Below are 26,795 nucleotides of genomic sequence, written 5' to 3'. Positions count from 1 at the left end.
ATGAAATAGAGCTATCTTGTAAAATGATTTTTAAAAATGTGAAAATATTACAAAATTAGAGTGTAATTTTATCTTAGTTTGATAAAATGCTGAATATGTGATGTTTTTTTAGCTTTTATTAGAATGCTTTATTGTTTTAAAGTCGAAAAGTAAAAAGTATTATAAAGGATATTATTAAATTTGGTTTTTTAAAGCTAAATTAAAACAGAGTAAATTGAAATATATTGCACAAATTGGAATACTTTTTTTCTTCATAAGTTGTTCTAATCAAAAAGAAGAACAAAAAATATCAGTTTCTGATCAAAAAATAAATAGCTATCTGTCAAGTGCCCAAGATGGGACTAATTCATATGAGAGTAGAATGAAGTATAGTGATTCTGCGTATGCAGAACTTCAACAAAAGAGTAATGATTCTACACTAAGAAGAAATTATTTTAAAGTTGCAAATCGATATTTTTCACTCTATGAATTAGAGAAATATAAGAAAGCTGCAAAGAAAGCTTTAGAACTTGGTAAAAACAGTAAAGATTCTGTAACTATTGCAAAATCGTTTTGTTATTTGGGAGATTATTTCTTTGAAAAAGCAAAAAATGACAGTGCTTATTGGTATTATAATAAATCTGAAAAAATTTATAGAAGTTTAAATGATAAAGAAAATTTATCGAGACTAATACTTTATAAAGCTTATGTTTTGTTATATGAAAAAGATTTTATGGGTAGCGAAACTGCTACTATAAGGGCACTAGACATTTCAAAAGAAATTCAGGAGGATGTTTTAATATACGAATGCTATGTGAATTTAGGTAGTTCGTTATTAGGGCTCGATAATTTTGATAGAGCACTTTATTATCACAGTAAATCATTAATTCAATTAGATAAACTTAAAACAAATCCTTCCTATGATGCTATGAAGGCACAAACGTTTAATAATCTTGGTTTGGTCTATCAAAAGAATAAGGAATATGAAAAGGCAATAGAAAATTTTCAAAAAGGGTTGGCAGTTAACAATCTTTTACGCATTCATCCAGTCGTTTATTCTGCCTTAATGGATAATTTAGCCTATTCAAAATTTAAGTTGAATAAAAATGAAGGTTATGAGGAGTTAAATCGTTCTCTTTTTATTAGAGATAGTATTGGAAATGTCGCGGGAATGATAAGAAGTAAAATGCATCTTTCAGAATACCATTTGTCTAAAGGAAACATTGCAAAAGCACTACAATTAAATGATGAAGCAAATGCACTTGCTCTAAAATCTAGCTATAATGATGATTTATTAAAGACATTGGATTTATATACCAAGATAATTCCAAAAAAGGGACTTTATTATGCTAAAAAATATATAAAACTAAGTGATAGTTTGTATGATCTTGAAAGAGCAACACGCAATAAATTAGCAAGAATTGAGTTTGAAACCGATGAAATCATGCATGAAAATGAAGCTATCTCAAGTGAAAATAAAAGAATAATTACTATTGCTGTGTTAACAGTATTATTTGTTGCACTACTATATATAATTCTATTTCAAAGATCAAAACAGAAAGAGCTGATTTTAATTCAAGAACAGCAACGGACGAATGAAGAAATTTATCAATTAATGCTTGATCAGCAAGTTAAATTGGACGAGGTGAAACATATAGAAAAAAATAGAATTGCAAGAGAATTACATGATGGGATCATGAACAAATTAGCAAGTACAAGACTTAATTTGTATATTTTGACACGAAGAACAGATGAAGAAACAATCAAAAAATGTATAGGACACATTAATGAAATTCAAAATATTGAAAAAGAAGTAAGAGCAATTGCGCATGAACTTAGTAATGAGGTTTTTTCAGAAAAAAGTAATTTTAAAAGCATTCTTACAGAATTATTAATAGAGCAACAAAATCTATATGCCCCAGAATGTGAGTATAATATCGATAAAGAAATTCAATGGGATATTTTTGATGTTGAAACAAAAATGCATATTTATAGAATACTTCAAGAAGCTTTAAACAACTGTAATAAATATGCAAATGCTAAAACTATAAGTGTGAGTATTGTAAAACGAGAAAAAATTGTAACTTTACAAATACAAGACGATGGAGAAGGATTTAATTTAAATAAAGCGAAAAAAGGTATAGGAATTAAAAATATGTTTCAAAGAACAACTGCTGTTAATGGAGAATTAAATATTGAATCTGAAATAGGGAAGGGAACAACTCTGTTTTTAAAAATACCAATTAAATAAAATTAATATTATGAGCTCAAAAACAATTAACATTTTCATGGTTGATGATCATCCTTCAATGATTGAAGGTTATAAAAGTATCCTTTCCTATAATGATCTAGGTTATAAAATCAATGTTACACCAGCGTTTGATTGTGAAACGGCATATAAAAGAATGTCACAATCTGAGGATATTTATGAGTTTGATATGATCTTTTTAGATCTTAGTTTGCCACCCTATGAAATAGCAAATATGAATTCTGGACAAGATCTTGCTTTATTTGCAAGGAAAAAATATCCGTTTGCAAAAATTGTTATGCTAACTTCTCATGCAGAAGCATTTATTTTATTTGATATCCAAAAAACAATAGATCCAGATGGTTTACTCGTAAAAAGTGATTTTACAGCAGACGAATTTTTAAAGGCATTCGAAGTGATTATTAACAAAGAAAAATATGTTAGCAAAACTGTGAATGAAAGTATTCAGGAAATGTTGGCTGTAAGAAATAACGTTTTTTTAGATGAGAACAATAGAACGATAATTTCTCTTTTGGCACAGGGTGTTTTGTCTAAAAACCTGCCAAATTATGTTAACCTTGCTCAGAGTTCTATAGACAAGAGAAAGGCACAAATAAAAGACTATTTTTGTGTTAAAGGAGGTTCTGATGAAGATATTGTTAGAGAAGCAAAAAAACATGGATTTGTGTAAGTAAACGTTTAACAAAATTTATAATAAACTTGTAAAATTGATTGCTTTGAAGTTTGTAAATTTATGTTGATTAATAACAACATTTATGCAATTCTTTAATAAACCATCATTTTTTTTAAAAATAATAATTTTACTACAGGTAATGAGTTTGTTATGGTTTTGTGCTGTTATGGAGTTAATGTATAATATACTATTTCAAGAGTTTGATTCTAAATTGTTAATCTTAGATTATAGTACGCAGTTAAAAATAGTTTATATATTGGGAGTAATTATTGTGACTTCCTATTCTGTATTGATACTTATAAAACACAACAATGAAAACAACCATCATTTTAATTAATTATATTTCATTTTTCTTAAAATTCTCATTGTTTCTTTAAAACTGTTATAAGCTTCTGGGGAATGGTGTTGTTTGAGAAGAGGTTTTGAGTTTATAAGCCTAAGTTTAGCATCTTCAAAACCATTCCAATAGCAAATCATTAAAGTTGAGGGGATGTTTTCTATGTCTTTTAACTCTCTTGAGTTTAGTGTAGTATTGTTTTCTAATTTTTTTATTAAACTAATTGTGGAATTATAGATATGATGAAGAATTCTTTTGTTGTATAATGGAGGTTTGAAAATCATTTCCGAATTAATTTTGTAATACCCATTATCAAAAAAAGAGATTACTACTTTTTCTAAAGGATAATAGCTCGTTTTATCATTGATTCCTAAAGCAATATATTCTGTAATTATAAATGAGTTTTCATTATAGTTAATTGTCACGTCATCCTGATTAGAGTAGAAAAGTTTAATTTGTTCGTTAATAAGTTCAATGTCAACTCTTGAATAAAAAGTTGTCTCACGCACCTTTTTCTGAATTCCAGCCCAGCAAACAATAAATAGCTCCTTGAAAACTTTATAGTTAGAATTCATATTCTTGTGTTTGTTGTTTATAAAGTCTAGAACTCCATCTAGTGTGTGTTCTATGCTGTTTCTCGAATTGTTTTCAATGCTAATTAGTGTTTCTATATTCGCTTTAGAAAATCTAACTTTTTCTTCGGTAGGGGTAGAATTACTTCCTCGCCTAATAAAAACGGTATTTGCTACTATAGTATGAATCCCTTTCTTAAATCGAGAAGTTTTACTTTTAGGCTTTATTGTAACTAATCCAACTACTTTATTTAAAGGTAAATTAGGAAAAGGAACATTTTCATATTGAATTTTTGGCGGGTTTTCTAAATAGGCATTTACCAAATTTTGAATTTTGCTATCATCAAAAAAATCATCACCCACAATTTCATTGTTATCATCTTCGACTCCAACAACTATATAAGAATTATTCGCTGGATTAGAATTTGATAGGGCACAAATATGTTTCAAAAATTTAGCTTTTCCTTCCTTGCTATGTAAGTTTAACTGACGCTTTTTGTCATAAAAACTATTCTCATCATTGTGAGCTAATAAATTTTTTATTAGTAATCTTTTATTTAGCATCCCTGGAAATATTTGCTACTAATTTACTGTTTTATTTATCCCGTTTCAAAATGTTTTAATATAAATTATAACATTGTTTTTGTAGTAGTTAAGTATTCTAACTATAAAGATTATTGAACTAAACTTTAACAACAAAGGCAAAAAATCTATATCCGAATTATTAGCTTCCTGTTGTAGTTTTACAATTATAAAAAATAGAAATTAATTAAACTAAACATTGAAAATCATGAAAACAAATTTTAGAAAAATTGCTTCATTATTAGCAATCTCTACTTTTTTCTTTTCTTGTAACAACGAACCAGTTGTAGAAAATGAAAATAATCAATCGAGTTATTTATCTTCAGATAAAATGGAGTTAGCAAAATATATAGCTAATTCTATAAAAAGTTCTAACGGGATAAATCTTTTTAGTGATAGTAAATTTAAAGACCAAGGAGAAGTATTGTTAACTGACGTTTTTAATTCTTTAAACATGAAGAATAGTGAAGAATTCATTTCTTCAGAAGTTAGAAATGAAGGAATTTTGGAATGCTTTGTCTATAACCAAGAGAAAATGAATTCTAAGTTTTTAAATGATCTGCAAATTTTATTTGTACCGATTGATGATAATGTGAAAAAATTAGAAGGAGTAGATATTAATGGAAATAAAATAATTGTAGATGCATTAAAGCCTTCAGACAAACCAATGCTTTTCATTGATCAGCATGGAAAATTTGAGTTTCAGAAAAACATGAAATTATTTAATGAAGAATTAAAGAGAAGAGGATATGATTATACTCTGACAAATAATGTTGCGAATAAATCTACACCTGTAGATTTTAATAAGATAGATTCAATAAAATTATCGGATGTACAAGAGCCATGGTTTAAAGGAAATCCAGAAATTTATGCAATAGTATTCAATTTTGATAAAAACTTTAATGATCCTTCAGTTCCACCGCTTAGAGTTTTACAAATGCCTTATATCAAGAAAAAAAATGTTTTATATACACCAGAGCAACCTTTCGTTTTTTGGAATGAACACACTAGAAATGCCGCTACAATGATAATAATGGAAGAAGATTCTGGCTTCGATTATTCAGCGGTAATTAATATTGTTGTTCAAGCAATAGGAACAGGAGTAACACTTGGAACAGGAGATGTGGTTTGGACTCCTTTCGTTGTGAATACTGTAACGGCTGTTCTAGATGCAATAAAAGGAAGTTGGTCTAAAGATTCAGATGATGAGATAGACCAATATTACATCATTAGAAAGCAAAACATTACAACATTAAAAAGTGGAGCGAGTAATAATGCTTCAATGACATATTCTTTTGAAACTTTGTAGAGAAGTAAAAAAAATAATTTTGAAAAGCACATTTTTTTAAATGTGCTTTTTCTTTTTTTAAAAAATAAAGTATTTGATTGTTAAATGTTTAGGGGATAAAGTGTAATGCTGATATTGGAAAATCTTAAAAAAATAAAAAGAAAATCATAAATAACTCTCAAAATAGTAGTTTTCCAATTTTTTTAACGGTATATTAACATCGTAGTCCTAAATTAATTTTCAATTTTGAATTGTTAATTTTTTTTTGAAAATTTGACACAAAATAATATGACAATGGAAGAAAATACAGCTGCTTTAGACATTCGCGCAATTAATGAAAAAATAGAAAGAGAGAGTGCATTTGTTGATTTACTAACGATGGAAATGAATAAGGTAATTGTTGGTCAGAAATATATGATCGAAAGATTACTTATTGGTCTTCTAGGACAAGGACATATTCTTCTGGAGGGAGTTCCTGGTTTAGCAAAAACATTGGCAATCAATACACTTTCTCAAGCTGTTCAAGGATCTTTTAGTAGAATTCAGTTCACTCCAGATCTTTTGCCAGCCGACGTTGTAGGTACTATGATTTACAATATAAAAGAAAACGATTTTACTATTAAAAAAGGACCAATATTTGCAAACTTTGTATTAGCAGATGAAATTAATCGTGCTCCAGCAAAAGTACAGTCTGCTTTGCTAGAAGCTATGCAAGAAAAGCAGGTGACTATTGGAGATGAAACATTTAAGTTAGACAAACCTTTTTTGGTTATGGCAACTCAAAATCCTGTGGAACAAGAAGGAACTTATCCTTTGCCAGAAGCTCAAATGGATCGTTTTATGCTAAAAACGGTTATAGATTACCCGAAAATGGAAGATGAAAGAATGGTAATTCGTCAAAACCTAGCTGGGGAATATACAAAAGTAAATCCTGTTGTTTCTGTAGAACAAATTAGTAGAGCTCAACAAGCTGTTAGGGAAGTATATATGGATGAAAAGATAGAAAAGTATATCTTAGATATTATTTTTGCAACACGTTATCCAGAAAAATATAAATTAGAAAATCTTAAACCTTTAATTAGTTTTGGTGCATCACCTCGTGGAAGTATTAATTTAGCAATAGCAGCCAAATGTTATGCTTTTATTAAGAGAAGAGGCTATGTAGTCCCAGAAGATGTTAGAGCTGTAGTTCATGATGTATTGCGTCATAGAATTGGAGTAACATATGAAGCAGAAGCAGAAAACGTTACTTCTGTAGATATAATTAATAAAATTGTTAACGAAGTAGAAGTACCATAGTAGTAACTAGTAACAGGAGATTAGTAATTAGCATTAATATCTATTGACTAATCACTAATGACTAACCACTAACTACTAAATAAAATGGATACTAAAGAAATTCTTAAAAAAGTTCGTAAAATTGAAATTAAAACCAAAAGGTTGAGTAATCATATCTTTTCGGGAGAATATCATACGTCATTTAAAGGAAGGGGAATGACCTTTTCAGAAGTGCGTCAATACCAATATGGAGATGATGTTAGGGCAATTGACTGGAATGTTACTGCACGCTATAATGAGCCCTATATTAAAGTTTTCGAAGAGGAAAGAGAGCTTACCATGATGTTAATGGTTGATTGTAGTGGTTCGGAAAGTTTTGGTACTACAAATCAGTTTAAAAGCGAAGTAATAACAGAAATAGCTGCAACCCTAGCATTTTCTTCAACACAGAATAATGATAAGGTGGGGTTGATACTTTTTTCAGATACTATTGAGTTATACATCCCTCCAAAAAAAGGAAAATCTCATGTTTTAAGAATAATTAGGGAGTTAATAGAATTTAAGCCTAAAAGCAAAAAAACAGATTTAGCTCAAGCATTAAAGTTTTTGTCAAGTATCATGAAAAAGAAAGCCATTGTTTTCTTAATTTCAGATTTCATGGTCAAAGATTATGAACATACTTTAAAAATAGCATCAAAGAAACATGATGTAACTGGGATTAGGGTCTATGATAAAAGAGAAGAATCAATTCCAAATTTGGGGATGGTAAGCATGTTAGATGCAGAAACAGGAGCTTCTTTTTTAGTAGATACCAATTCAAAAAGTGTACGTTTAAATTATGAAAAATATCATAACGAAAACGTGAAATATTTTACAGAAACTTTTTCAAAATGTGGCTCAGGAACTGTAAGTTCTAGAGTAGATGAGAATTACGTAAAAAAACTTTTAGGTTACTTTAAAGCAAGAAATTAAAATGTCGAAAAAAATATACATATTATTATATCTTTTCATTAGTTCGTTTGCTTTTTCACAATCGATACAATCAACTATAGATTCTACTCAGATAAAAATTGGATCACAATTTAATTTAATAATTAAAGCAAAAGTATCTAATAAAGATAAAGTGACTTTTCCAGAAGGACCATTTTTTGGGCAATTAGAGGTTCTAGAATCCTATCCGGTAGATTCAATAAAAAATAATGATGAATTAGAATTAATTAAAAAATACGGACTTACACAATTTGATTCAGGTCGATATGTCATTCCGCCATTGCAAGTAATAATTAACCAAAAAACTATTCGAACAGATTCATTTCCTATCGTTGTTAATAATATAGTTGTAGATACACTAAAACAACAAATGTATGATATTAAGGAAATTATATCTGTTGAGAAGCCTACAGATTATTTTTGGTTATATGTTTTACTAGGTATAATTGGAATATTTTTAATTGGAATAGTACTCTATTTTTTAATCAAAAAATATCAGGTTAAAAAAAATAAAGAAGAAGAAATTATTTATGCTTCTCCAATTGAAAAAGCATTAGCACATTTGGAAACATTAGAAGGGAGATCGCTTTGGCAAAAAGGAGAAACAAAAGCATACTATTCAGAATTGACAGATATTGCTAGGAATTATCTAGAAGAAGCCATAGAAATTCCAGCAATGGAAAGTACTTCAAATGAACTTTATGAAGCACTTAGAGTAACAGTTAAAGAAAGAAAGATTAAGCTAAGCCAAGAAGTTTTGGATAAGTTTAAACGTGTAATGTCTAATGCAGACTTAGTAAAATTTGCAAAATCAAAACCATTAGATTTCGAAATTGAAAATGATAAAAAAATGATCAATGCGTTCTTAATGTCTATGGATAAAGCAATTCCAAGAACAGAAGAAGAAACAGAAGGATTATTTACAGAAGAATTGAAACGAAAAAAAGGGCGTTCCCAAAAGGCAAAAAGAATTTTAATTCCACTATCAGTAGTATTATTTCTATTAGTTTTAGTTGGAGTATTTGTTGGGGTGAACAAAGGAACTGCATATGTGCGAGAAAATTGGTTAGGACATAATGCGAAATCTTTATTGGAAGAAGAATGGGTAACTTCGGAATATGGGGACCCAGCAATTATTGTCTCTACACCTAAAGTTTTAAAAAGAGTTACCGATGAGAGAGTTCAAAACAACTTACCAGAACATGTTAGAGCTACAGCAAAGTTTATGTATGGTAGTGTGTTAGATAACTTTTCAATTGTTTTGAATACTACTGCTTTTAAAGATACTACGGTTGTTGATTTAAACCTTGTCTTAGAAGAAGGGTTAAAACAACTAGAACAGTTTGGTGCAAAAAATACAGTAGTCAAAGAAGAAGACTATGAAGATGCCAATGGATTAACAGGGAAAAAAGCAGATGGATCATTCGAATTAGTTAACCCAGAAAACGGTGAAAAACAACTAATGAATTATGCTTTTATTGTGTTTGCTCAACCAGGTGGAGCTCAAGAATTACTCATGATTTATAGGGAAGAAGATGAATATGCGCAACAAATAATGGAAAGAGTAATGCATTCTGTTGAACTTAAAAAAACATCAAATTAATGAAAAATGTAACTTTTTTACATCCAGATTTTTTTTGGTTGTTTTTGCTATTACCATTTGCAATAGCTTGGTATTTTTTCACGAGAAAAAAAGATTCAGCTACAATAAAAATGAGCTCTTTAGCTCCTTTTTTACAAACTAAAACAGTATTGTCTAGATTGAAGCCTCTGCTGTTTATTTTTAGATTATTGGCTTTGTCTTCAATAATTATTGCATTAGCTAGACCCAGAAGCGTAGATGTAACAGCAAAATCAAGAACAACAAAAGGAATAGATATTGTAATGGCAATAGACGTTTCTGGAAGTATGTTGGCGAAAGATTTCAAACCGAATCGTCTTGATGCTCTAAAAAGGGTTGCTTCTACTTTTATTGAAGATAGGATAAATGATAGAATAGGGTTGGTTGTTTATGCAGGAGAAAGTTATACAAGAACTCCAATAACATCAGACAAGACTGTTATTTTACAATCTTTAAAAACTGTCGAATATGACGATTCTATTATAGCAGATGGGACAGGAATTGGAGTTGGTCTTGCAACAGCAATTAACAGAATAAAAGACAGTAAAGCAAAAAGTAGAGTAATTATTCTTTTAACAGATGGAGTTAATAACGCAGGAACTATAGACCCTAGAATGGCTGCAGATATTGCCAAACAATATGGTATAAAAGTATATACTATTGGTATTGGCACAAATGGTATGGCACTTTTTCCTTATGCAAAAGATGAAGAAACGGGTAAGTTTCTATTTAGAAATATGAAAGTGGAAATTGATGAAAAATTGATGAAAGAAATTGCTGAAATGACAGATGGAAAATATTTTAGAGCTACAGACGACAAGAAATTAAAAGCCATATATGCAGAAATTAATAAGTTAGAAACAACAGAAGTAGAAGAAAAAAAATATTTTAATTATGATGAGAAATTTAAACCATTTGTTTGGTTTGCCTTCGCATTATTATTAATTGAAATTACTTTACGAAATACTGTTTTTAGAGGATTTGTTTAAAAAAAGAAAAAATGTATCATAAACTAGAAGAACCAATATTATTATATCTATTACTATTAATTCCAATACTAATAGGACTGTTCTTGTTTCAGGTATATTGGAAAAAGAAAAAACAAAAAGAATTTGGAGATTTAGGTTTAATAAAACAATTATGCCCTACAAAATCTAGATTTAAACCTGTATTAAAATTTGTAACTCTAATTTTGGCATTAACAGCACTTATCGTTGCATTAGTTAACCCAAAAATAGGAACAAAAATAGAAACAGTAAAACGTCAAGGGATAGACATAGTTTTTGCATTAGATATTTCTAAAAGTATGTTAGCTGAAGATATTGCTCCAAATCGATTAGAAAAAGCTAAACAGTTAATCAGCCAAATAATAAACACTCTTGGAAATGATAGAGTTGGAATAGTTGGTTATGCAGGAAGTGCTTATCCTGTTTTACCGATGACAACGGATTATAGTATTGCAAAAATGTATCTTCAAAATATGAATACAAACATGTTGTCTTCGCAAGGAACAGCATTAAATGATGCAATAAATTTAGCAACAACCTATTTTGACGCAGTAGATACCAGCAAACTAATTATCCTAATTTCAGACGGAGAAGATCATGGAGATGGAGCAGAAGAAGCAACAGAATTAGCAAAAGAAAAAGGAATAAAAATCCTAACCATTGGAGTAGGGACAGAAAAAGGAGGCAATATACCGATTAGAGCAGATAATAACGTAATTGCAGAATATAAAAAAGATAGAAATGGAGAAATAGTTATAACCAAACTAAATTCTGAAATTCTACAAAATATAGCTAAAAGTACAAAAGGTACATATATTGAAGGGAATAATACCAAACAAGTTTTAGAGCAAACCAAAAATGTTTTAGATAATATTGAAAAAACTGAATTCGATTCTCAAGAAATTGCAGAATATCAAACTCAATTTCAATGGTTTATTGGTGTAGCATTTTTTCTTTTGTTACTCGATGTTTTCTTTTTAGAAAGAAAAACCTCATGGTTACAAAAATTAAACTTATTTAATGAAAAGTAGTATGAAAAGGATAGTAGTAGGAATAATTTCGGTTGTATCTTCAATGTCTTATTCTCAAAATAAAGACAAAAAATTATTTGAAGGCACTCAATCATTTGCGGAAAAAAAATATATTTCAGCAGAATCAGATTTTAGGGTTTCTCAGTCAAATAATGAACAGAAAAAAGCAGTTGCGAATTATAATTTAGGGAACAGTATTTACAGACAAAATCAACCAGGAGAAGCAAAATATAAATTCTTGAATGCGATTGAAATTGCGAAAACAAAAGAAGAAAAACATAAAGCATTTCATAATTTAGGGAATACTTTAATGTTAGAAAAAAATTATCAAGGAGCGGTAGAAGCCTATAAAAACGCATTGCGTAATAATCCTGCCGATGAAGAAACACGATATAATTATGCTTTAGCAAAACAAAAACTAAAAGAAAATCCACCTAAAGACGATAAGAATAAGGATAAAGACAAAGATAAAGACCAACAAAATCAAGACAAAAAAGATCAAGATAAAAAAGATCAAAACGACAAAAATCAGGACAAAAAAGATAAAGAAGATAACGGAAAAGATAAGGATAAAAAAGATTCTGATAAAGGTAAAGACGACGATAAAAACAAAGAAGGAGACAATAAAAAAGATAAGCAAGACGGAGACAAAAAAGAAGACGAAAATGGCAATCCAAAACCTTCAGGAGCAAACAAACAACAAATTGAAAATTTGTTAAACGCAGTGAATAATGCAGAAAAGAAAATTCAAGATAAAGTAAATGCTAAGAAAGTAAAAGCGAGATCTTCAACAAATGAAAAAGATTGGTAAAATGAAAAAGCTTTTTTTATTCGGATTCCTTTTTCTTCAGGCACTTCTTTTTTCTCAAGAAGTTCAGTTTGAAGCAGTCACACAAAAAACAACTTATCCTCTAAATGAAAAGATACGCTTAGTATTTACAATCAATTCTGGAGCAGATAATTTTAACCCGCCTTCTTTTGAGAATTTTATTGCAGAAGGACCTTTGTTTAGTAGTGGAGGGGGAACAACAACAACAATAATAAATGGACAAACTACGGTAAAACGTGTAGTTAACACTCAATATACTTATTTTTTAACAGCAAAAAAGCAAGGAACCTTTACAATTGGACCCGCTGAAATAGAATATAATGGGAAGATATATAGGTCTAATCCAGTAAAAGTGACAATTATTGCTCCAAGAGAAGTGCCAAAAGATCCTAATGATGTAGATTATATTGCTGGGGAAGGGGTGCATTTGGTTTCAGAAGTGTCAAAATCTAGTCCATTTATAAACGAACCAATTACTGTGGTTTATAAACTCTATTATAATCCTAATTTCAGATTGCACAATTTAACAGAGTTGGAGACGCCTAAGTATAACGGTTTTTGGAGTCAAAATATAGATATTAAAAATATTCAACATGAATTAGTGGAATATGATGGAAAGCAATATGGAATGGCTATTCTAAAAAAAGTGTTGTTATATCCCTTAGAAGCAGGAAATAAAGAGATAGAAGCGCTTTCAGTAGCGTTAGATATTAGTGTGCCTAAAAGAGAGCAAATAGGGCCTTTTATAAGGGCAGTTTATGTGCCAATAACAAAAAACCTTTCAACAGGAAACAAGAAAGTAACCGTAAAAGCATTTCCAGAACAAGGAAAACCGTTAGATTTTAATGGAGCTGTTGGAGCATTCAAGCTTTCAATGAAGGCTTCTAAGAAAGAATTAAAAAGTGGAGAAGCTCTAGATTTAGAAATTAGTGTTTCAGGAACTGGTAATTTAAAGTTGTTTACATTGCCAAAGCCAGAATTCCCAAGTGGATTTGAAGTATATGACCCAAAACATAATGAAAAAGTTGTAGTTCCTGTTACAGGTATGAATGGAACCATTTCAGATATTTATACAATAGTTCCACAATATAAAGGCAATTATAAATTAAAACCAATTTCTTTTTCTTATTTTGATTTGAATACAAAAAGCTACAAAACTATTAGTTCAGAAGAGATAGAAATTAATGTTTTAGATAATCCAGATTTTAAACCGACGGTAAGTCCTTTAGCTGAAAAAGGTAAGGAAAAAGACAAAATAGCTGAGGTTTTTCAGGATATAAAAACGAAAACAATATTTAAAAATAAAGAAAATAAACCTTTTTTTGGAACACGTTTGTTTTATACTTTTTTATTAATTCCTTTCTTGATTGTTCCACTAATTATTATAGTAAGAAAGAAAAAAGAAGCCATAGATGCCGATGAATTTGGGAACAGAATTAAAAGGAATAATAAATTAGCAAAAAAATATCTTTCAGAGGCTAAAAAACAAAAAGGCAATAAAATACCTTTTTATATGGCAATGGAAAGAGCTTTACATAATTTCTTAAAAGCCAAACTGCATATCGAAACTACCGAAATGAGTAAGGAAAATATTCAAGAATTATTAGAAAACAAACAAGCAAGCCAAGAAGTAATAGACCAGTTTATGATTTTAATGAACGATTGTGAGTTTGCACGTTATGCACCATCTACAAATGAGAGTATGCAACACGATTTTGAGAAAGCAGTCGAAATTATTTCAGAACTTGAAAAACAATTAGTTTAAATGCATATGAAAAAGATTGTTTATATAATTATGCTACTGTCAAATTTCATTTTTGCTCAAAATGAAGCCGATAAATTGTTTAAAGAAGCAAATGAGCTCTATAAAAATGAAAAATATAATGAAGCTATTAAAAAATATGAATTAATTGAAAAAAACAACAAGTTAGAATCATCAGAATTATATTTTAATTTAGGAAATTGCTATTACAAGCTTGGGAAAATAGCTCCTTCAATTTATAATTATGAAAAAGCTTTGCTAATAAATCCAACCGATTTAAGTATAAAAACAAATTTAGTTTTCGCTCAAAAAAAAGCTGTAGATGACATAAACGTTGTTCCAGATGTAGGTTTTTCAAATTTTATTTATAAGATAACTCTTTGGTTTCAATACGATGTTTGGGCTTGGATGGCTGTAATACTATCAATATTTTTTTTAATTTCATTTATAGTCTATTATTTCTCAGGAAAAACGATAATAAAAAGAGTATTTTTTTTAGGGATGTTTGTTTTTTTGGGTTGCATAGTAATAGCTTTAACATTCGGTTTTCTGCAAAAAAGATTTGAAAGAACCATTCGACCAGCCATTGTTTTTGAAGAACTAACAAATCTTAAAAGTGAAGCTAAGAACAGTTCTAAAAACATAAAATTACTGCATGAAGGAACCAAAGTATATGTGAAAGAAGTTTTAGGTAACTGGAAGCGGGTACAACTAACAGATAAAACCGAAGGTTGGATAAAATCCGAAGCAATTGTTGAGTTAAAAGAATAGGAAGTTTTTCCTATTTTTGAAATAAACGGAATCTTAAAAAAGATGGATAAAACACTTTGGAATGAAATCGAAAAATTCGATTTTGATTTTCCACTTTCAGAATATGGTTTTTCTACTCGTTTAGCTTATGAAAACGAATGGACTGAATTTTTTGCCAAACAAGCAATTCAAGAGTATAAGAAATTTATGTATTTGGCTGCAACTACAGACCAAATGGTTTCTCCTTCAGAAATCGTAGATATTGTTTGGCATCAACATTTAATTTTTACGCAATCTTACAAAGAATTTGGAGGCATCCTAGGCAAAAAAATAGAACATATTCCTTCTACACATAACAAAGCTGAAAAAGATAAGTTTTTTGTAGCTAAAAAACGTACTAAAGAATTATATGAAAGTGTTTTTGGGGTGCAACCTAAAGAGTTTTGGGAATATGATTCATTCAAGGCAGGTCTTGAAATAGAAAAATCGAAATATGAAATTCAAACGGTTATTATTTCAGGGGCGCTATTTCTTTTTTTCTTAGTGCCAGTATTCCAATTTCTTTTTAATGGACTTTTTATTAAGATAAATGGAGCGTTTTTTTTATTGTCCTATGCATTGTTAGGTTTCATCCTTTTTAAAATTTTAAATAGTTATAGTAAGAATAATATTCAAAACAAAACAAAATTAATTTTATCGAATACAATAATCAAAAAACTATCTGCAAGCGAATTAATCTGCTTAAAAACAAATCAAATAAAAGTAGTAGTTAACGGATATGTGAATAATTTAATAGTAGGGAAAAAATTAAAAATAAGAGATTCAAAAGAAATCTCTAAAGTAAATACTCAAAAGGAATTAAATAATAAAATAGATAAAGCCATTATAGATACTTTTGAAGGTAAAAATATATTAAAATATGGTGAATTGCTTACTACACTTATTAGTAAACCTGTTTTTAGAACAATTTTAAAAGCTACAGATGTAATTAAAAAAGAACTGATTTTTTCTAAAAACAATATGCAATTGTTTATTACTAATTATGTTTTTGTTGTCTTTTTTCTAGCTATTGGTTTAAGTAGGTTAATTGTAGGAATACAAAGAGGAAAAGCAGTTTTGTTTCTAATACTTTTACTGGCAATCGCATTTTATGTTTCTTTTCTTCATTTGAAAAAAACACTTTATAGGATCGTTCAAATAACAATTCCTGATCATTTTAAAAACGAAATTATTCCAAACACCGAAATAGAACACACAGGTTGGGAATGGAATTATTTTTTAAATGGAACAGCTTTATTGTCTGCTGCATTTATTCCTTTAGTAAATTCTTATACTAGTTCGAACTATTTTTCTGGCTGTGGAACTAGCTGTGGTAGCAGTTGTGGTTCAAGTTGTGGTAGTTCCTGCGGTGGTGGTTGTGGAGGCTGCGGTGGAGATTAGTTTGTTTTTTTAAAACAACTAATTATTTAACACTATTTTGTTCGTTATCATTCATTTCATAGCTCTCACCATGCTTTTTAGAAACGCTTTTTTCATACCATTCTTCAATCTTTGGATAAATTAAAGCTGAAATTTCTTTCGTAGGATTATAAAAAACTGAAGCATCCAATGTTTCTTGCTTTACTAATGTATTGTTCACATTCACTTTTTCAAATAATAAAATGACGATACTTAATAATAAAATAGTTTTTAAAGCACTAAAAACAGCTCCAGCTAATTTGTTAATCCAACCCAAATAAGCAAAATCAGCTATTTTAGTCAATAATTTAGCAGAAAGGTGAATGATTACAACAACTAGGATAAAAGTTAAAGCAAAAGCCATTATTTCAATATATTTAGGCTCCCAACTCACTTTGGTTTCTAAAATGTTTTTTATAAAAAAAGAGAATTTAATGGCTACAAATATCCCCGCAACTAAAGCTATTAAAGAAGCTAATTCAACAAAAAGACCATTCTTAATCCCTTTATACAAAGCATAACACAACAAAACAGCAAATACAATATCAATAAAACGCATATCAAATGATAATAGATTAAACAATAAAGATAATAGAAATTATTTAAAACCAAATTTCAGCTATATCTTTGCCAAAATTAAAATTAACACAAAGTGAAAGTTTTTTAGCTTTCATCTTTGTTCATTTATCTTAAAAAAAAATGTCAAGAGACGAGCAATTAAAAGAACGTTGGGAAAACGTTGTCAATATATTATCTACAAAATTTGCAGATGGAGAAGAACTCGATTTGGATGCCATTATTTATCTAATAGGTATTCAGGAGTTAGGTAAATTTAAACAAGAATTTAAAAAAGACGAAAAAGTAAATCTCATGCACATTGCTATTTGTCGTTTACTAGAACCTTATGGGTATTACGAATTCGAATATTTTGATAATGACGGCTGGCCACATTATAAAGTTAAAGAAGAATTACCGCCTTTAAAAGCTGGAGAGCAAACAATTCTAATGAAAGATGCTATTGTAAATTATTTTTTAGACAAAGAATTAATCAATTAATCTGTAACAAGAGAAATGAAAATAGATAAGTTTGTATTAGCTATTATAGCAATAGTTCTTTTAGCCTATCTTTTTCCACAGTTGGGTGCAAAAGACAGCGAGATTCCTTTAGATTTAATAGGAAGCATAGGTATTGCTTTGATTTTCTTCTTTTACGGATTAAAATTGCATCCTGATAAAATTAAAAGTGGACTAAAGAATTGGAAATTGCATGTTTTGGTTCAGTTGTCTACTTTTTTATTGTTCCCAATTCTAGTATTGGTTTATAAGCCCTTTATAACTTCAGAAAATCAAGAAATAATTTGGCTAGCTTTTTTATTTTTAGCAGCTTTGCCTTCAACCGTTTCTTCTTCAGTTGTAATGGTTTCAATGGCTAATGGTAATATTCCAGCAGCAATTTTCAATGCTAGTATTTCAGGATTAATTGGAATAGTAATTACACCACTTTGGATGGGATTGTTTTTACAACAAGCTTCAACCGATTTTGATTTAGGTGTAATCTATATCAAATTAGCAACAGAAATTCTTTTACCAGTTATTTTAGGTCTTAGTTTACAACGATTTTTCGGAAAATATGCTGCAAAATATAACAAGCAATTGACCTTGTTTGATAAGTCGATTATCTTATTAATTATTTATAAAAGTTTTGCAGAATCTTTTGAGGAAAATGTATTTACATCGGTTAAAATAGTAGATTTAGTATTGATTTTTACGATAGATATATTGCTCTTTTTTGTGGTGTATTCTTTAATTGGATTTTTTTCTAAAAAACTCCATTTTAACAAAGAAGACCAAATAACAGCAAAGTTTTGTGGAACCAAAAAATCATTGGTTCATGGAACAGTATTATCAAAAATTTTATTCCCTTCAACTATTTCTACAGGAATTATTCTTTTGCCATTAATGCTATTTCACGCTACTCAAATTTTCATTATTAGTGTCATAGCCTCCAAACTAGGAACAAGAGAATAAGACTAAATTTTTATAGATTTACTATAGAAACAGACAAACTTTAGAATTAAATCAAAACAAAAAAATTTAATTTGTAAATTTGCAGTCCATTTTAAGATTTGCAATGATAGACAAGATTAAAAGTCATATTGAAGAAGCTAAAGCTTTTCATACTGATAGTAAAGAGAAACTAGAAGAATTCCGCATCAAATATTTAGGTAGCAGAGGCTTACTAAGAGAGTTGTTTGCAGATATGAGAAATGTTCCAAATGAAATGCGAAAAGATTTTGGATTAATTGTCAATGAGTTAAAAAACACTGCAGAAGGAAAAGTTGCTTCTATACAAGAACAATTAGAAAGTAAAGAAGAAATAAAAGGAATTTATGGAGACCTAACACGTCCTGGTGAGTCAATAAACATTGGTTCTCGTCATCCTATTTCTATTGTTAAAAATCAAATTATCGATATTTTTTCTAATGTAGGTTTTAATGTTTCAGAAGGTCCAGAAATAGAAGACGATTGGCATAATTTTACCGCTTTAAATCTTCCAGAGTACCATCCTGCAAGAGACATGCAAGATACTTTCTTCATTCAAACCAATCCAGATATACTATTGCGTACACACACTTCATCGGTGCAAGTACGTTATATGGAAAACAACCAGCCACCTATTAGAACTATTTCTCCAGGGCGCGTTTTTCGTAATGAGGATATCTCTTCACGTTCACATTGTATCTTCCACCAAGTAGAGGGTTTATATATTGATAAAGACGTTTCCTTTGCCGATTTGAAGCAAACGTTGTTATATTTTACTAAAGAAATGTTCGGAAAATCTAAGATCAGATTAAGACCTTCTTATTTTCCTTTTACAGAACCAAGTGCAGAAATAGACATTTATTGGGGATTAAAGACAGAAACCGATTATAGAATTACTAAAGGAACAGGTTGGTTAGAAATTGGAGGTTGTGGAATGGTAGATCCAAATGTCTTGAAGAATTGTAATATAAATGCTGATGAATATACAGGATTTGCTTTCGGAATGGGAGTAGAACGTATTGCCATGTTGTTGTATCAAATTGGAGACATTCGCATGTTTTATGAAAACGACGTACGTTTCCTAGAACAATTTAAATCCTCAATTTAAAATAGTCATAAAGTTGAAAGTCGTAAAGTTGAGTGAGTAAATCACATTGGTTTTACGACTTTCGACTTTCAAACTTTAAGACCTAAACCTAGTAATGAAAGCAGACATTATAATCCCAAAAGTAGAAAACGTTCATATTGTAGCCATACAAGAATGGAGCGATGATTTTCAAGAAAATTGTTGGTATGCCTATTTGTTGAATGCTACTAACGAAACCCTAGAAATGGCAATGATAGTTTCTCGTGCCTATGGTTTAATTAATGGAGAAAATAGAAACACCATGCAATTGCGTCATGCATATGCTAAAGTAGAACCACAAACAGCGGTTAAAATAGAATTTTTAGAGAACAGCGTTTTGCAGTTGAATAATGAGTTCATGCTGTCCTATTTTATTGGGAATCAAATGTTCGATAAAAAATTCATGTTCAAAGTGAATAGTATCAATGAAAAAGCCCAATCCGATTTGCCAGTTATTCCTAAACGTGGTGTAATGGGAGTTTAAAATATATTTTTCAGTTCAAGCGGAGTCGAGAACCTTATGAAAACGAATAGCATCATTTTCAATTAAGACGAGAACACAAAATATTGCAATACTCATAAAAATTCCTCATTTTTATAGTCTAATTCAAGCTATAAAATGAGGAATTTTCTTTTATCATTGTTTTTTATCGCAAATTGTACATTTGCTCAGGATTTTGCACAATATGTTAACCCATTTATTGGTACTGGTGGACATGGCCATACTTTCCCTGGTGCAACCACTCCCTATGGAATGGTGCAATTGTCTCCAGACACAAGAATAGATGGTAGTTGGGATGGTTGTTCTGGCTATCATTATTCAGATAATGTCATTTACGGATTTTCTCATACGCATTTAAATGGAACAGGAGTTTCCGATTATGGAGATATTTTACTCATGCCAACCATGGGCGAACCTTCATTCGATAATAAAGTATATTCTTCACCCTTTTCTCATGCGAATGAGAAAGCTTCCGCTGGATTTTACAGCGTAAAATTAGAGAAACATAATATCAATGTTCGTCTGACAGCTTCCACTCGTGTAGGTTTTCATGAATATACTTTTAATAAAGCTGGTCAAGCTAATATTATTTTGGATTTGAATCACCGAGATAAATTATTAGAAGGGAAGGTTCGTATAATTGATGATAAAACAGTTGAGGTTTTACGAAGAAGTGAAGCTTGGGCTACCAATCAATATGTGTATGCTCGAATTGAATTCAATATGCCATTCAAATTAAGTAAAACTTCTGCTGATTCAACAAGTACTAAAAACGAATATTTCGGTCAAAATGTTGCTCTAAGTTTTTCTAAAAAAGTCAAAAAAGGAGAAAAAATATTGGTAAAAGTAGCGCTTTCTCCAACAGGATATGAAGGAGCTAAATTAAATAGTACAGAAATTCAACATTGGGACTTCGAAAAAGTGCATCAAGAGGCAGTGGCACTTTGGAACAAAGAATTGTCAAAGATTGAAGTGACTTCAGATGATAAAGATAAGTTAGCTATTTTCTACACGGCTTTGTATCATACCATGATGCAACCTAATATTGCACAAGATTTAGACGGAAAATATCGAGGTCGTGATCACCAAATTTACACAGCAGAAGGCTTCGATTATTATACCGTTTTTTCGCTTTGGGACACCTTTAGAGCAGCGCATCCATTATATACTCTAATAGATAAAAAACGTACTGCAGATTATATCAATACATTTATTAAGCAATATGAGCAAGGCGGACGATTACCCGTTTGGGAATTAGCATCTAATGAAACCGATTGCATGATTGGTTATCATTCGGTTTCTGTAATTGCAGATGCGATGGCAAAAGGCATTAAAGGTTTCGATTACGAAAAAGCGTACGAAGCGAGTAAAGCTTCTGCGATGCGAGATGTTTTAGGATTAGAAGCCTATAAGAAAAACGGATTCATTTCAATCGACGACGATCATGAAAGTGTTTCGAAAACAGTAGAATATGCTTATGACGATTGGTGCATTGCACAAATGGCTGCTATATTAGACAATCATGAAGACTATCAGTATTTCATGAAACGTTCTCAAAATTGGAAAAATTTGTTCGATTGGGAAACAGGGTTTATCAGGCCCAAGAAAAATGGTGGTTGGGACAATCCTTTCGATCCGCGTGAAGTGAATAATAATTTTACCGAAGGCAATGCGTGGCAATATACCTTTTTTGTGCCACAAGATATTAAAGGAATGATTGAAGCTTATGGTGGACCAGAAAAATTTGAAGCTAAATTAGATGAAATGTTTAACAGTGAAAGCAAAACCACAGGTCGAGAGCAAGTAGATGTTACGGGTTTAATGGGGCAATATGCACATGGAAACGAACCAAGTCATCACATGGCCTATTTGTATAATTATATTGGCAAACCCGAAAAAACAAATGAAAAAGTAAAATACATCTTGGATAATTTCTACAAAAACACCCCAGATGGTCTAATAGGTAACGAAGATTGCGGACAAATGAGTGCTTGGTATGTGTTGAGCTCTATGGGAATGTATCAAGTAACACCTGCTGGAAATTCTTGGAATAAGACTAAACCCTATTTTGAAAAAATTAAACTTAACTTAGAAAATAATACTTCAAAATCTATTTTGATAGATTCAGAAATTAAAAGTATCGAATATTTCGATTCAGTAGCCACGGAAATATTGGCATATGCAGCTGATCCAACTATTACTCAAGTGCCAGTAATTCAAGCAAAAAGTAAATCCTTTAAGAATGAATTACCAATTAATTTTAAAGCTTGGAATAAAAATGCGAAAATATTTTATAGTATTAATAATTCAAAATTTGAATTATTTAAAAAAGAGATTTTGTTAAAAGAATCAGGAGATATCCGTTTTTATTTATATGAAAATCAATATAATATCAGTGACACCATTTCCGCTCAATTCTTCAAAAAACCTAATAATTACTCAATTGACATCAAATCAAAATACAACCCTCAATATCATGCTGGTGGAGATGAAGGATTAATTGATGGTATTTATGGAGATGAAAACTGGAAAAAAGGAGAATGGCAAGGGTATCAATCACAAGATTTTGAAGCAATAGTAGATTTAAGAGAAAATAAAACAGTTGCTTATTTTAGTGCTAATTTCTTGCAAGATAGCCGCTCTTGGATTTTAATGCCAAAAGAAGTAGCTTTTTATACTTCGACAGACAATAAGAATTATACTTTGGTAAACACTCCTATTCTTAATGAAATTGGGCCATTAGATAATGAAATTAAAATTGCACCTTTTGTAACAAACAAAGAAGTAAAAAATGTTAGGTATGTTAAGATTATAGCAAAGAATTTCGGAAAACTTCCAGCAGGACATCAAGCATATCCTTTTGACGGGGATGCTTTTATCTTTATAGATGAAATAACGGTGAAATAACGGTGTTTTCTTAATTAAATTGAAATAGAATTGATGTTTTTTTGAAAGACTATATTTGTGTTTTTATAATATTTAAATGAATACAATTTCTAAATATACTTCGCTAAAACTTCTAACGAGTTATCTACTATTATTAGGGTTAATGGCTTTTTCTGTTTGGTATTTGTTTCAACAACAATCAAAACTCAATGAGCTATTGAAATCTGACGCTATCGATGAAAAACAAATAGCCTATACAGAATTAATAAAAGACCTCTATGAAGCTGATAATTTGTCGCAAGTTGCAATGCAAACCAAAACAAGAGACAATGTTATTGCTTTTCTAAAAGACAACGAAGACATAATCATAAAATTAGACACTTTAAAAAGCAATATACTAAAAGAAGATCGTGTGATTATTGATTCTCTTGAACAATGTTTGAAAGATAAAGAGTACAATGTTTTGATGCTGATAGATGTTCAAATGAAAGGGAATAACGCTCAAACCATCGATCAAGTTGTAAAGAAAATTGAAAATATTGAAGCAGAAAAAGGGAAATTAAAAATTAAAAATATTTTCAAAAACGCCAATAGCTTAACACCCTATCAAAGAAAAGTAGCGCAAGAATATGTTGATTATTTAAATAGTAATGTGCCAAAAGATAATACGAATTCAATTTCACATGAAGAAGCAGATTCTATATTAACAGCTTCAAAAATTATACTATTAGAGTCTCAAAAAAAGAGGAGTCAGCATTCCGTGGCTATTAAAAGTAAAGAAATAAAACTACTAGAGAATGAACTTGTTATAGCTAAAAAAATGGAAAACATTATTGCAAAGCTTCGTGCAACGAGCGATGTAGTACATGCTAAAAACAAAAAGCAAAAAATGGAGAGTCAAAAAAAATCTTTTCGACTTTTATCTATAGCTGCGATAATTTGTTTTCTAATTGTGGTTTTTTTCTTCTTTATATTGTCTTTAGATTTTCTTAAAAACAAAAAATACAGAGAAGAGCTTGAGTTGCAAAAACAAAAAACAGAAGTGATTTTAGAATCGAGAGAACAATTAATGGCAGCAGTAAGTCACGATGTAAAAACACCATTACAATCATTAATTGGTTATAGTGCTCAGTTGTTAGAGAATGAGGGTTCTTTCGAAAAAAGGGAAAAGTTATTAAAAATAAAGTCGGCAACACACTATATTGAGCAATTGGTGCTCGATTTGCTCGATTATGTCAGAATGGAAAAAGGCAAAATTAAAGTCCTCTTTCAAGAATTCGATTTGAATGAATTATTAGAGGAGACAGGTCAAAACATAGCCGATTTGCATCAAAAGGAAACAGTCGATTTATTATATGATATTGAAGAAACTGAAAATTTGGTCTATTTTGGTGATTATAACAAAACCAGACAAATCTTATATAACTTAATTAGTAATGCTTATAAATTTACCTTAAATGGAAGTATAACAATTAGTACGAGAATAGAACAAGAGCGCCTATTAATTGCAATAAAAGATACTGGAATAGGCATTCCTTCAGAATCATTCGAAAAAATATTTAATTCATTTACTCAAGAAAATGAAGAAATAGAACTTTTATATGGAGGAACTGGTTTGGGGCTCTCAATTTGTAAGCGATTAACCGACTTGCTAGAAGGAAGTATTGATCTAGAAAGTGAAGTGGACAGAGGTACTACTTTTACCGTAGATTTACCTTTTAGAATCAAAGAAAAAAATCTAAACATTAATGAAATAGAATTGAAGAGTTGTGTTATTTTAGATGATGACAATTCGCAAATTCAACTCGCCAAGGCTCTACTCACACCTCACTTTGAAGCCGTTTATACCTTTTCCGATGGAAATGAAGCGCTTGCTTTTTGTAAAAAGGAACTACCTTCTTTTGTCTTGACAGATATTCATATGCCTAAAATGAATGGCTATTCTTTTTTAACACAATTGCGAAAGATTCCTTCCGCAAACAATGTGCAAGTTATTGTTGTTAGTGGGCAAATGCCCTATGAAGAGGTAGTTAAATCATCATTTTCATTTGATGGATTTTTGCCTAAACCATACACATCAAATCAACTTCTAAATTGTATTGCTAATTTATCTGGAAAACAAATTGATAAAGTTGAAAAGAATGAAACAACCTTCAAAGCTATTCTAGAAACTTATTTGGGAAGTAATGAAGAAGACATCAGTCAATTTGTTAAAAATTATATTGAAGAGCTAAGCCTAGATATAGAAAATCTTAAAAAAGGAGTAAATGAGAAAGACGAGAAAATAATAATCTCAATTTGCCACAAGATGCAAACAATGGTTGGGCAATTAAAAGAAAAAGACCTTCTTTTTTTGTTAAACACAATAGAATCTGACTGTAAAACTAAAGGTATCAATAATGAGTTGATAAAATTAGTACAGTTACTTTTCAAAAAATTAAGTATTTTCAAGGAAAACCTTATGTTAATTCATACTGATTAATCTTATTATAAAGTGTTTTTCTAGAAATTCCTAAAAGTTCCGCTGCTCTCGATTTATTTCCTTTCGCAATAGACAAAGCATTCGCTATTGCCGCTTTTTCGGCAACATCTTTCAGCCCAAACTGAAAATTATTTTCTTGCTTTTCAGAAGTTGTTAATTCTTCTGGCAAACTCAAAACGTCAATAGTATCGCCACTACTCAACAATGTAGCTCTTTTAATATAATTTTGTAGCTCACGAAGGTTTCCAGGCCAATGATATTGATAGAAAACAGTTAGAACATCTTTTGATATCTTCGTTACTTTTTTTTCCAATTGAATAGCTGCTTTTTCTAAAAAAAGATAGGAAAACGATTCTAAATCTTCTTTTCGGTCTCTTAAAGCTGGAATGTGTATTGAAAATTCATTGAGTCTGTGGTATAAATCTTCTCTAAAAACGCCATTTTCTACTGCTTTTTTTAAATTTTCGTTAGTTGCAGTAACTAAACGGATACTAATGTCAATTTCTTTGTTAGAGCCAATTTTTTTAATTTTTCTTTCTTGAATCGCTCTTAAAAGTAAAATTTGATTTTCATAGGATAAATTCCCAATTTCATCTAAAAACAAAGTGCCACCATTTGCAGCTTCAAAACATCCCATTTTGTCATTAATAGCACCAGTAAAAGAACCTTTAATGTGTCCAAAAAATTCACTAGTAGCAATATCCTTAGGGATGGCTCCACAATCTACTGCCACAAAGGGACCATTATGTTTATTGCTTTTGTCATGTATTGTTTTTGCAGCTACTTCTTTGCCCGTTCCATTTTCTCCAGTTATTAAAACAGAAAGGGTAGTTGGGGCAACCAAATCAATATGTTTTTTTAAAGTAATTGATGCAATTCCATTTCCCCAATAATAATTAGAATGAGAAGATTCAATTTTATTTCTTTCAGGCCTATTGGCTAACGTTGTTTTATTTCTTGAATTAGAGAGTATTTTTTGCAAAACCAAAAGGGCTTCCTCAGGAACAAATGGTTTGGAAATATAATCGGAAGCACCAATTTTCATTGCCTTAACGGCTGTTTTTACATCAGCATAAGCAGTCATTAAGACAAAAGGTGTTTTTGTTTGTTTTTCTTTAAGAGTAGATAATAATGTCAACCCATCAATATCTGGTAATCGAAGGTCAGAAAGAATTATATCAAAGTTTTGAAGCGCTATTTGGTCTAATGCTTCATTTGCGGTAAACGTTTGCACAACGTCATAATCATGCCTTTTTAAAAAATGTAAAAGCATGTTGTTGAAAGTATTATCATCTTCAATGATTAATATCTTTGGCATTTGATTCTCTTT

Annotated in this window: 21 protein-coding genes; 18 read left to right on the top strand and 3 right to left on the bottom strand. The window is 30.0% G+C overall.

Annotated features, from left to right (window positions below):
* Window positions 1-214 precede the first annotated feature (214 nt).
* Window positions 215-2,230 carry a tetratricopeptide repeat-containing sensor histidine kinase gene (locus tag ACZ49Z_RS06065; protein ID WP_464307294.1) on the top strand — a complete coding sequence of 672 codons (2,016 nt, stop codon included), beginning with the start codon at window positions 215-217 and terminating at the stop codon, window positions 2,228-2,230.
* Between the two features lie 10 nt (window positions 2,231-2,240).
* The gene (locus tag ACZ49Z_RS06060) at window positions 2,241-2,918 is read left to right on the top strand and encodes a response regulator (protein ID WP_464307293.1); all 678 of its coding nucleotides are present in this window, start codon (window positions 2,241-2,243) and stop codon (window positions 2,916-2,918) included.
* A gap of 336 nt (window positions 2,919-3,254) precedes the next feature.
* Here the strand turns inward: ACZ49Z_RS06060 and ACZ49Z_RS06055 are convergent, their stop codons facing one another.
* Window positions 3,255-4,394 (bottom strand): DUF5929 domain-containing protein, encoded by a 1,140-nt coding sequence (locus ACZ49Z_RS06055; protein WP_464307292.1) that lies wholly within the window; start codon window positions 4,392-4,394, stop codon window positions 3,255-3,257.
* 226 nt (window positions 4,395-4,620) lie between these two features.
* Here ACZ49Z_RS06055 and ACZ49Z_RS06050 point away from each other — a divergent pair, with 226 nt between their 5' ends.
* From ACZ49Z_RS06050 to ACZ49Z_RS06005, 10 genes are all read left to right on the top strand, one after another.
* Window positions 4,621-5,721 carry a DUF3103 family protein gene (locus ACZ49Z_RS06050; protein WP_464307291.1) on the top strand — a complete coding sequence of 367 codons (1,101 nt, stop codon included), beginning with the start codon at window positions 4,621-4,623 and terminating at the stop codon, window positions 5,719-5,721.
* 273 nt (window positions 5,722-5,994) lie between these two features.
* On the top strand, window positions 5,995-6,999 hold the full coding sequence (locus ACZ49Z_RS06045) for an AAA family ATPase (protein WP_464307290.1): 1,005 nt from the start codon (window positions 5,995-5,997) through the stop codon (window positions 6,997-6,999).
* An 84-nt stretch (window positions 7,000-7,083) separates the two neighbouring features.
* Window positions 7,084-7,950: a DUF58 domain-containing protein gene (locus ACZ49Z_RS06040; protein ID WP_464307289.1), complete on the top strand. Its 867-nt coding sequence runs from the start codon at window positions 7,084-7,086 to the stop codon at window positions 7,948-7,950.
* 1 nt (window position 7,951) lies between these two features.
* A complete protein-coding gene (locus ACZ49Z_RS06035) occupies window positions 7,952-9,571 on the top strand; it encodes a BatD family protein (protein ID WP_464307288.1) in 1,620 nt (539 codons plus the stop codon).
* Window positions 9,571-10,578 carry a vWA domain-containing protein gene (locus ACZ49Z_RS06030; RefSeq protein ID WP_464307287.1) on the top strand — a complete coding sequence of 336 codons (1,008 nt, stop codon included), beginning with the start codon at window positions 9,571-9,573 and terminating at the stop codon, window positions 10,576-10,578. The genes ACZ49Z_RS06035 and ACZ49Z_RS06030 overlap by 1 nt, the downstream gene beginning before the upstream one ends.
* An 11-nt stretch (window positions 10,579-10,589) precedes the next feature.
* Complete coding sequence (locus tag ACZ49Z_RS06025) at window positions 10,590-11,627, top strand: VWA domain-containing protein (RefSeq protein WP_464307286.1); 1,038 nt, start codon at window positions 10,590-10,592, stop codon at window positions 11,625-11,627.
* Between the two features lies 1 nt (window position 11,628).
* The gene (locus ACZ49Z_RS06020; protein ID WP_464307285.1) at window positions 11,629-12,438 is read left to right on the top strand and encodes a tetratricopeptide repeat protein; all 810 of its coding nucleotides are present in this window, start codon (window positions 11,629-11,631) and stop codon (window positions 12,436-12,438) included.
* 1 nt (window position 12,439) lies between these two features.
* Window positions 12,440-14,221 carry a BatD family protein gene (locus ACZ49Z_RS06015; protein ID WP_464307284.1) on the top strand — a complete coding sequence of 594 codons (1,782 nt, stop codon included), beginning with the start codon at window positions 12,440-12,442 and terminating at the stop codon, window positions 14,219-14,221.
* 6 nt (window positions 14,222-14,227) lie between these two features.
* A complete protein-coding gene (locus tag ACZ49Z_RS06010) occupies window positions 14,228-14,989 on the top strand; it encodes a tetratricopeptide repeat protein (protein ID WP_464307283.1) in 762 nt (253 codons plus the stop codon).
* A 42-nt stretch (window positions 14,990-15,031) separates the two neighbouring features.
* Window positions 15,032-16,408, top strand: coding sequence for a hypothetical protein (locus tag ACZ49Z_RS06005; protein WP_464307282.1), 1,377 nt, complete (start codon window positions 15,032-15,034; stop codon window positions 16,406-16,408).
* Window positions 16,409-16,430: 22 nt separating this feature from the next.
* Here ACZ49Z_RS06005 and ACZ49Z_RS06000 read toward each other — a convergent pair whose 3' ends face one another.
* The gene (locus tag ACZ49Z_RS06000) at window positions 16,431-16,985 is read right to left on the bottom strand and encodes a CvpA family protein (RefSeq protein WP_464307281.1); all 555 of its coding nucleotides are present in this window, start codon (window positions 16,983-16,985) and stop codon (window positions 16,431-16,433) included.
* Between the two features lie 140 nt (window positions 16,986-17,125).
* Between ACZ49Z_RS06000 and ACZ49Z_RS05995 the strand changes: the two genes are divergently transcribed.
* The 6 genes from ACZ49Z_RS05995 (at window position 17,126) to ACZ49Z_RS05970 (ending at window position 25,465) form a co-directional block, all read left to right on the top strand.
* Window positions 17,126-17,482, top strand: coding sequence for a hypothetical protein (locus tag ACZ49Z_RS05995; RefSeq protein WP_464307280.1), 357 nt, complete (start codon window positions 17,126-17,128; stop codon window positions 17,480-17,482).
* 15 nt (window positions 17,483-17,497) lie between these two features.
* Complete coding sequence (locus tag ACZ49Z_RS05990) at window positions 17,498-18,454, top strand: bile acid:sodium symporter family protein (RefSeq protein ID WP_464307279.1); 957 nt, start codon at window positions 17,498-17,500, stop codon at window positions 18,452-18,454.
* A gap of 103 nt (window positions 18,455-18,557) precedes the next feature.
* On the top strand, window positions 18,558-19,577 hold the full coding sequence (gene pheS / locus ACZ49Z_RS05985; RefSeq protein ID WP_464307278.1) for a phenylalanine--tRNA ligase subunit alpha: 1,020 nt from the start codon (window positions 18,558-18,560) through the stop codon (window positions 19,575-19,577).
* A 94-nt stretch (window positions 19,578-19,671) separates the two neighbouring features.
* Window positions 19,672-20,079 (top strand): hypothetical protein, encoded by a 408-nt coding sequence (locus tag ACZ49Z_RS05980; protein WP_464307277.1) that lies wholly within the window; start codon window positions 19,672-19,674, stop codon window positions 20,077-20,079.
* A gap of 135 nt (window positions 20,080-20,214) precedes the next feature.
* Window positions 20,215-23,004 (top strand): GH92 family glycosyl hydrolase, encoded by a 2,790-nt coding sequence (locus tag ACZ49Z_RS05975; protein ID WP_464307276.1) that lies wholly within the window; start codon window positions 20,215-20,217, stop codon window positions 23,002-23,004.
* 76 nt (window positions 23,005-23,080) lie between these two features.
* Entirely contained in the window at window positions 23,081-25,465 is a 2,385-nt protein-coding gene (locus tag ACZ49Z_RS05970) for an ATP-binding response regulator (protein ID WP_464307275.1), read from the top strand.
* Here ACZ49Z_RS05970 and ACZ49Z_RS05965 read toward each other — a convergent pair.
* Window positions 25,443-26,783 carry a sigma-54-dependent transcriptional regulator gene (locus ACZ49Z_RS05965; protein WP_464307274.1) on the bottom strand — a complete coding sequence of 447 codons (1,341 nt, stop codon included), beginning with the start codon at window positions 26,781-26,783 and terminating at the stop codon, window positions 25,443-25,445. The two genes, ACZ49Z_RS05970 and ACZ49Z_RS05965, sit on opposite strands and share 23 nt — an antisense overlap.
* Between the last annotated feature and the right edge of the window lie 12 nt (window positions 26,784-26,795).

It is taken from the genome of Flavobacterium sp. KY-23415 (assembly GCF_055384985.1).
This window is presented reverse-complemented; position numbering and strand designations above follow the sequence as displayed.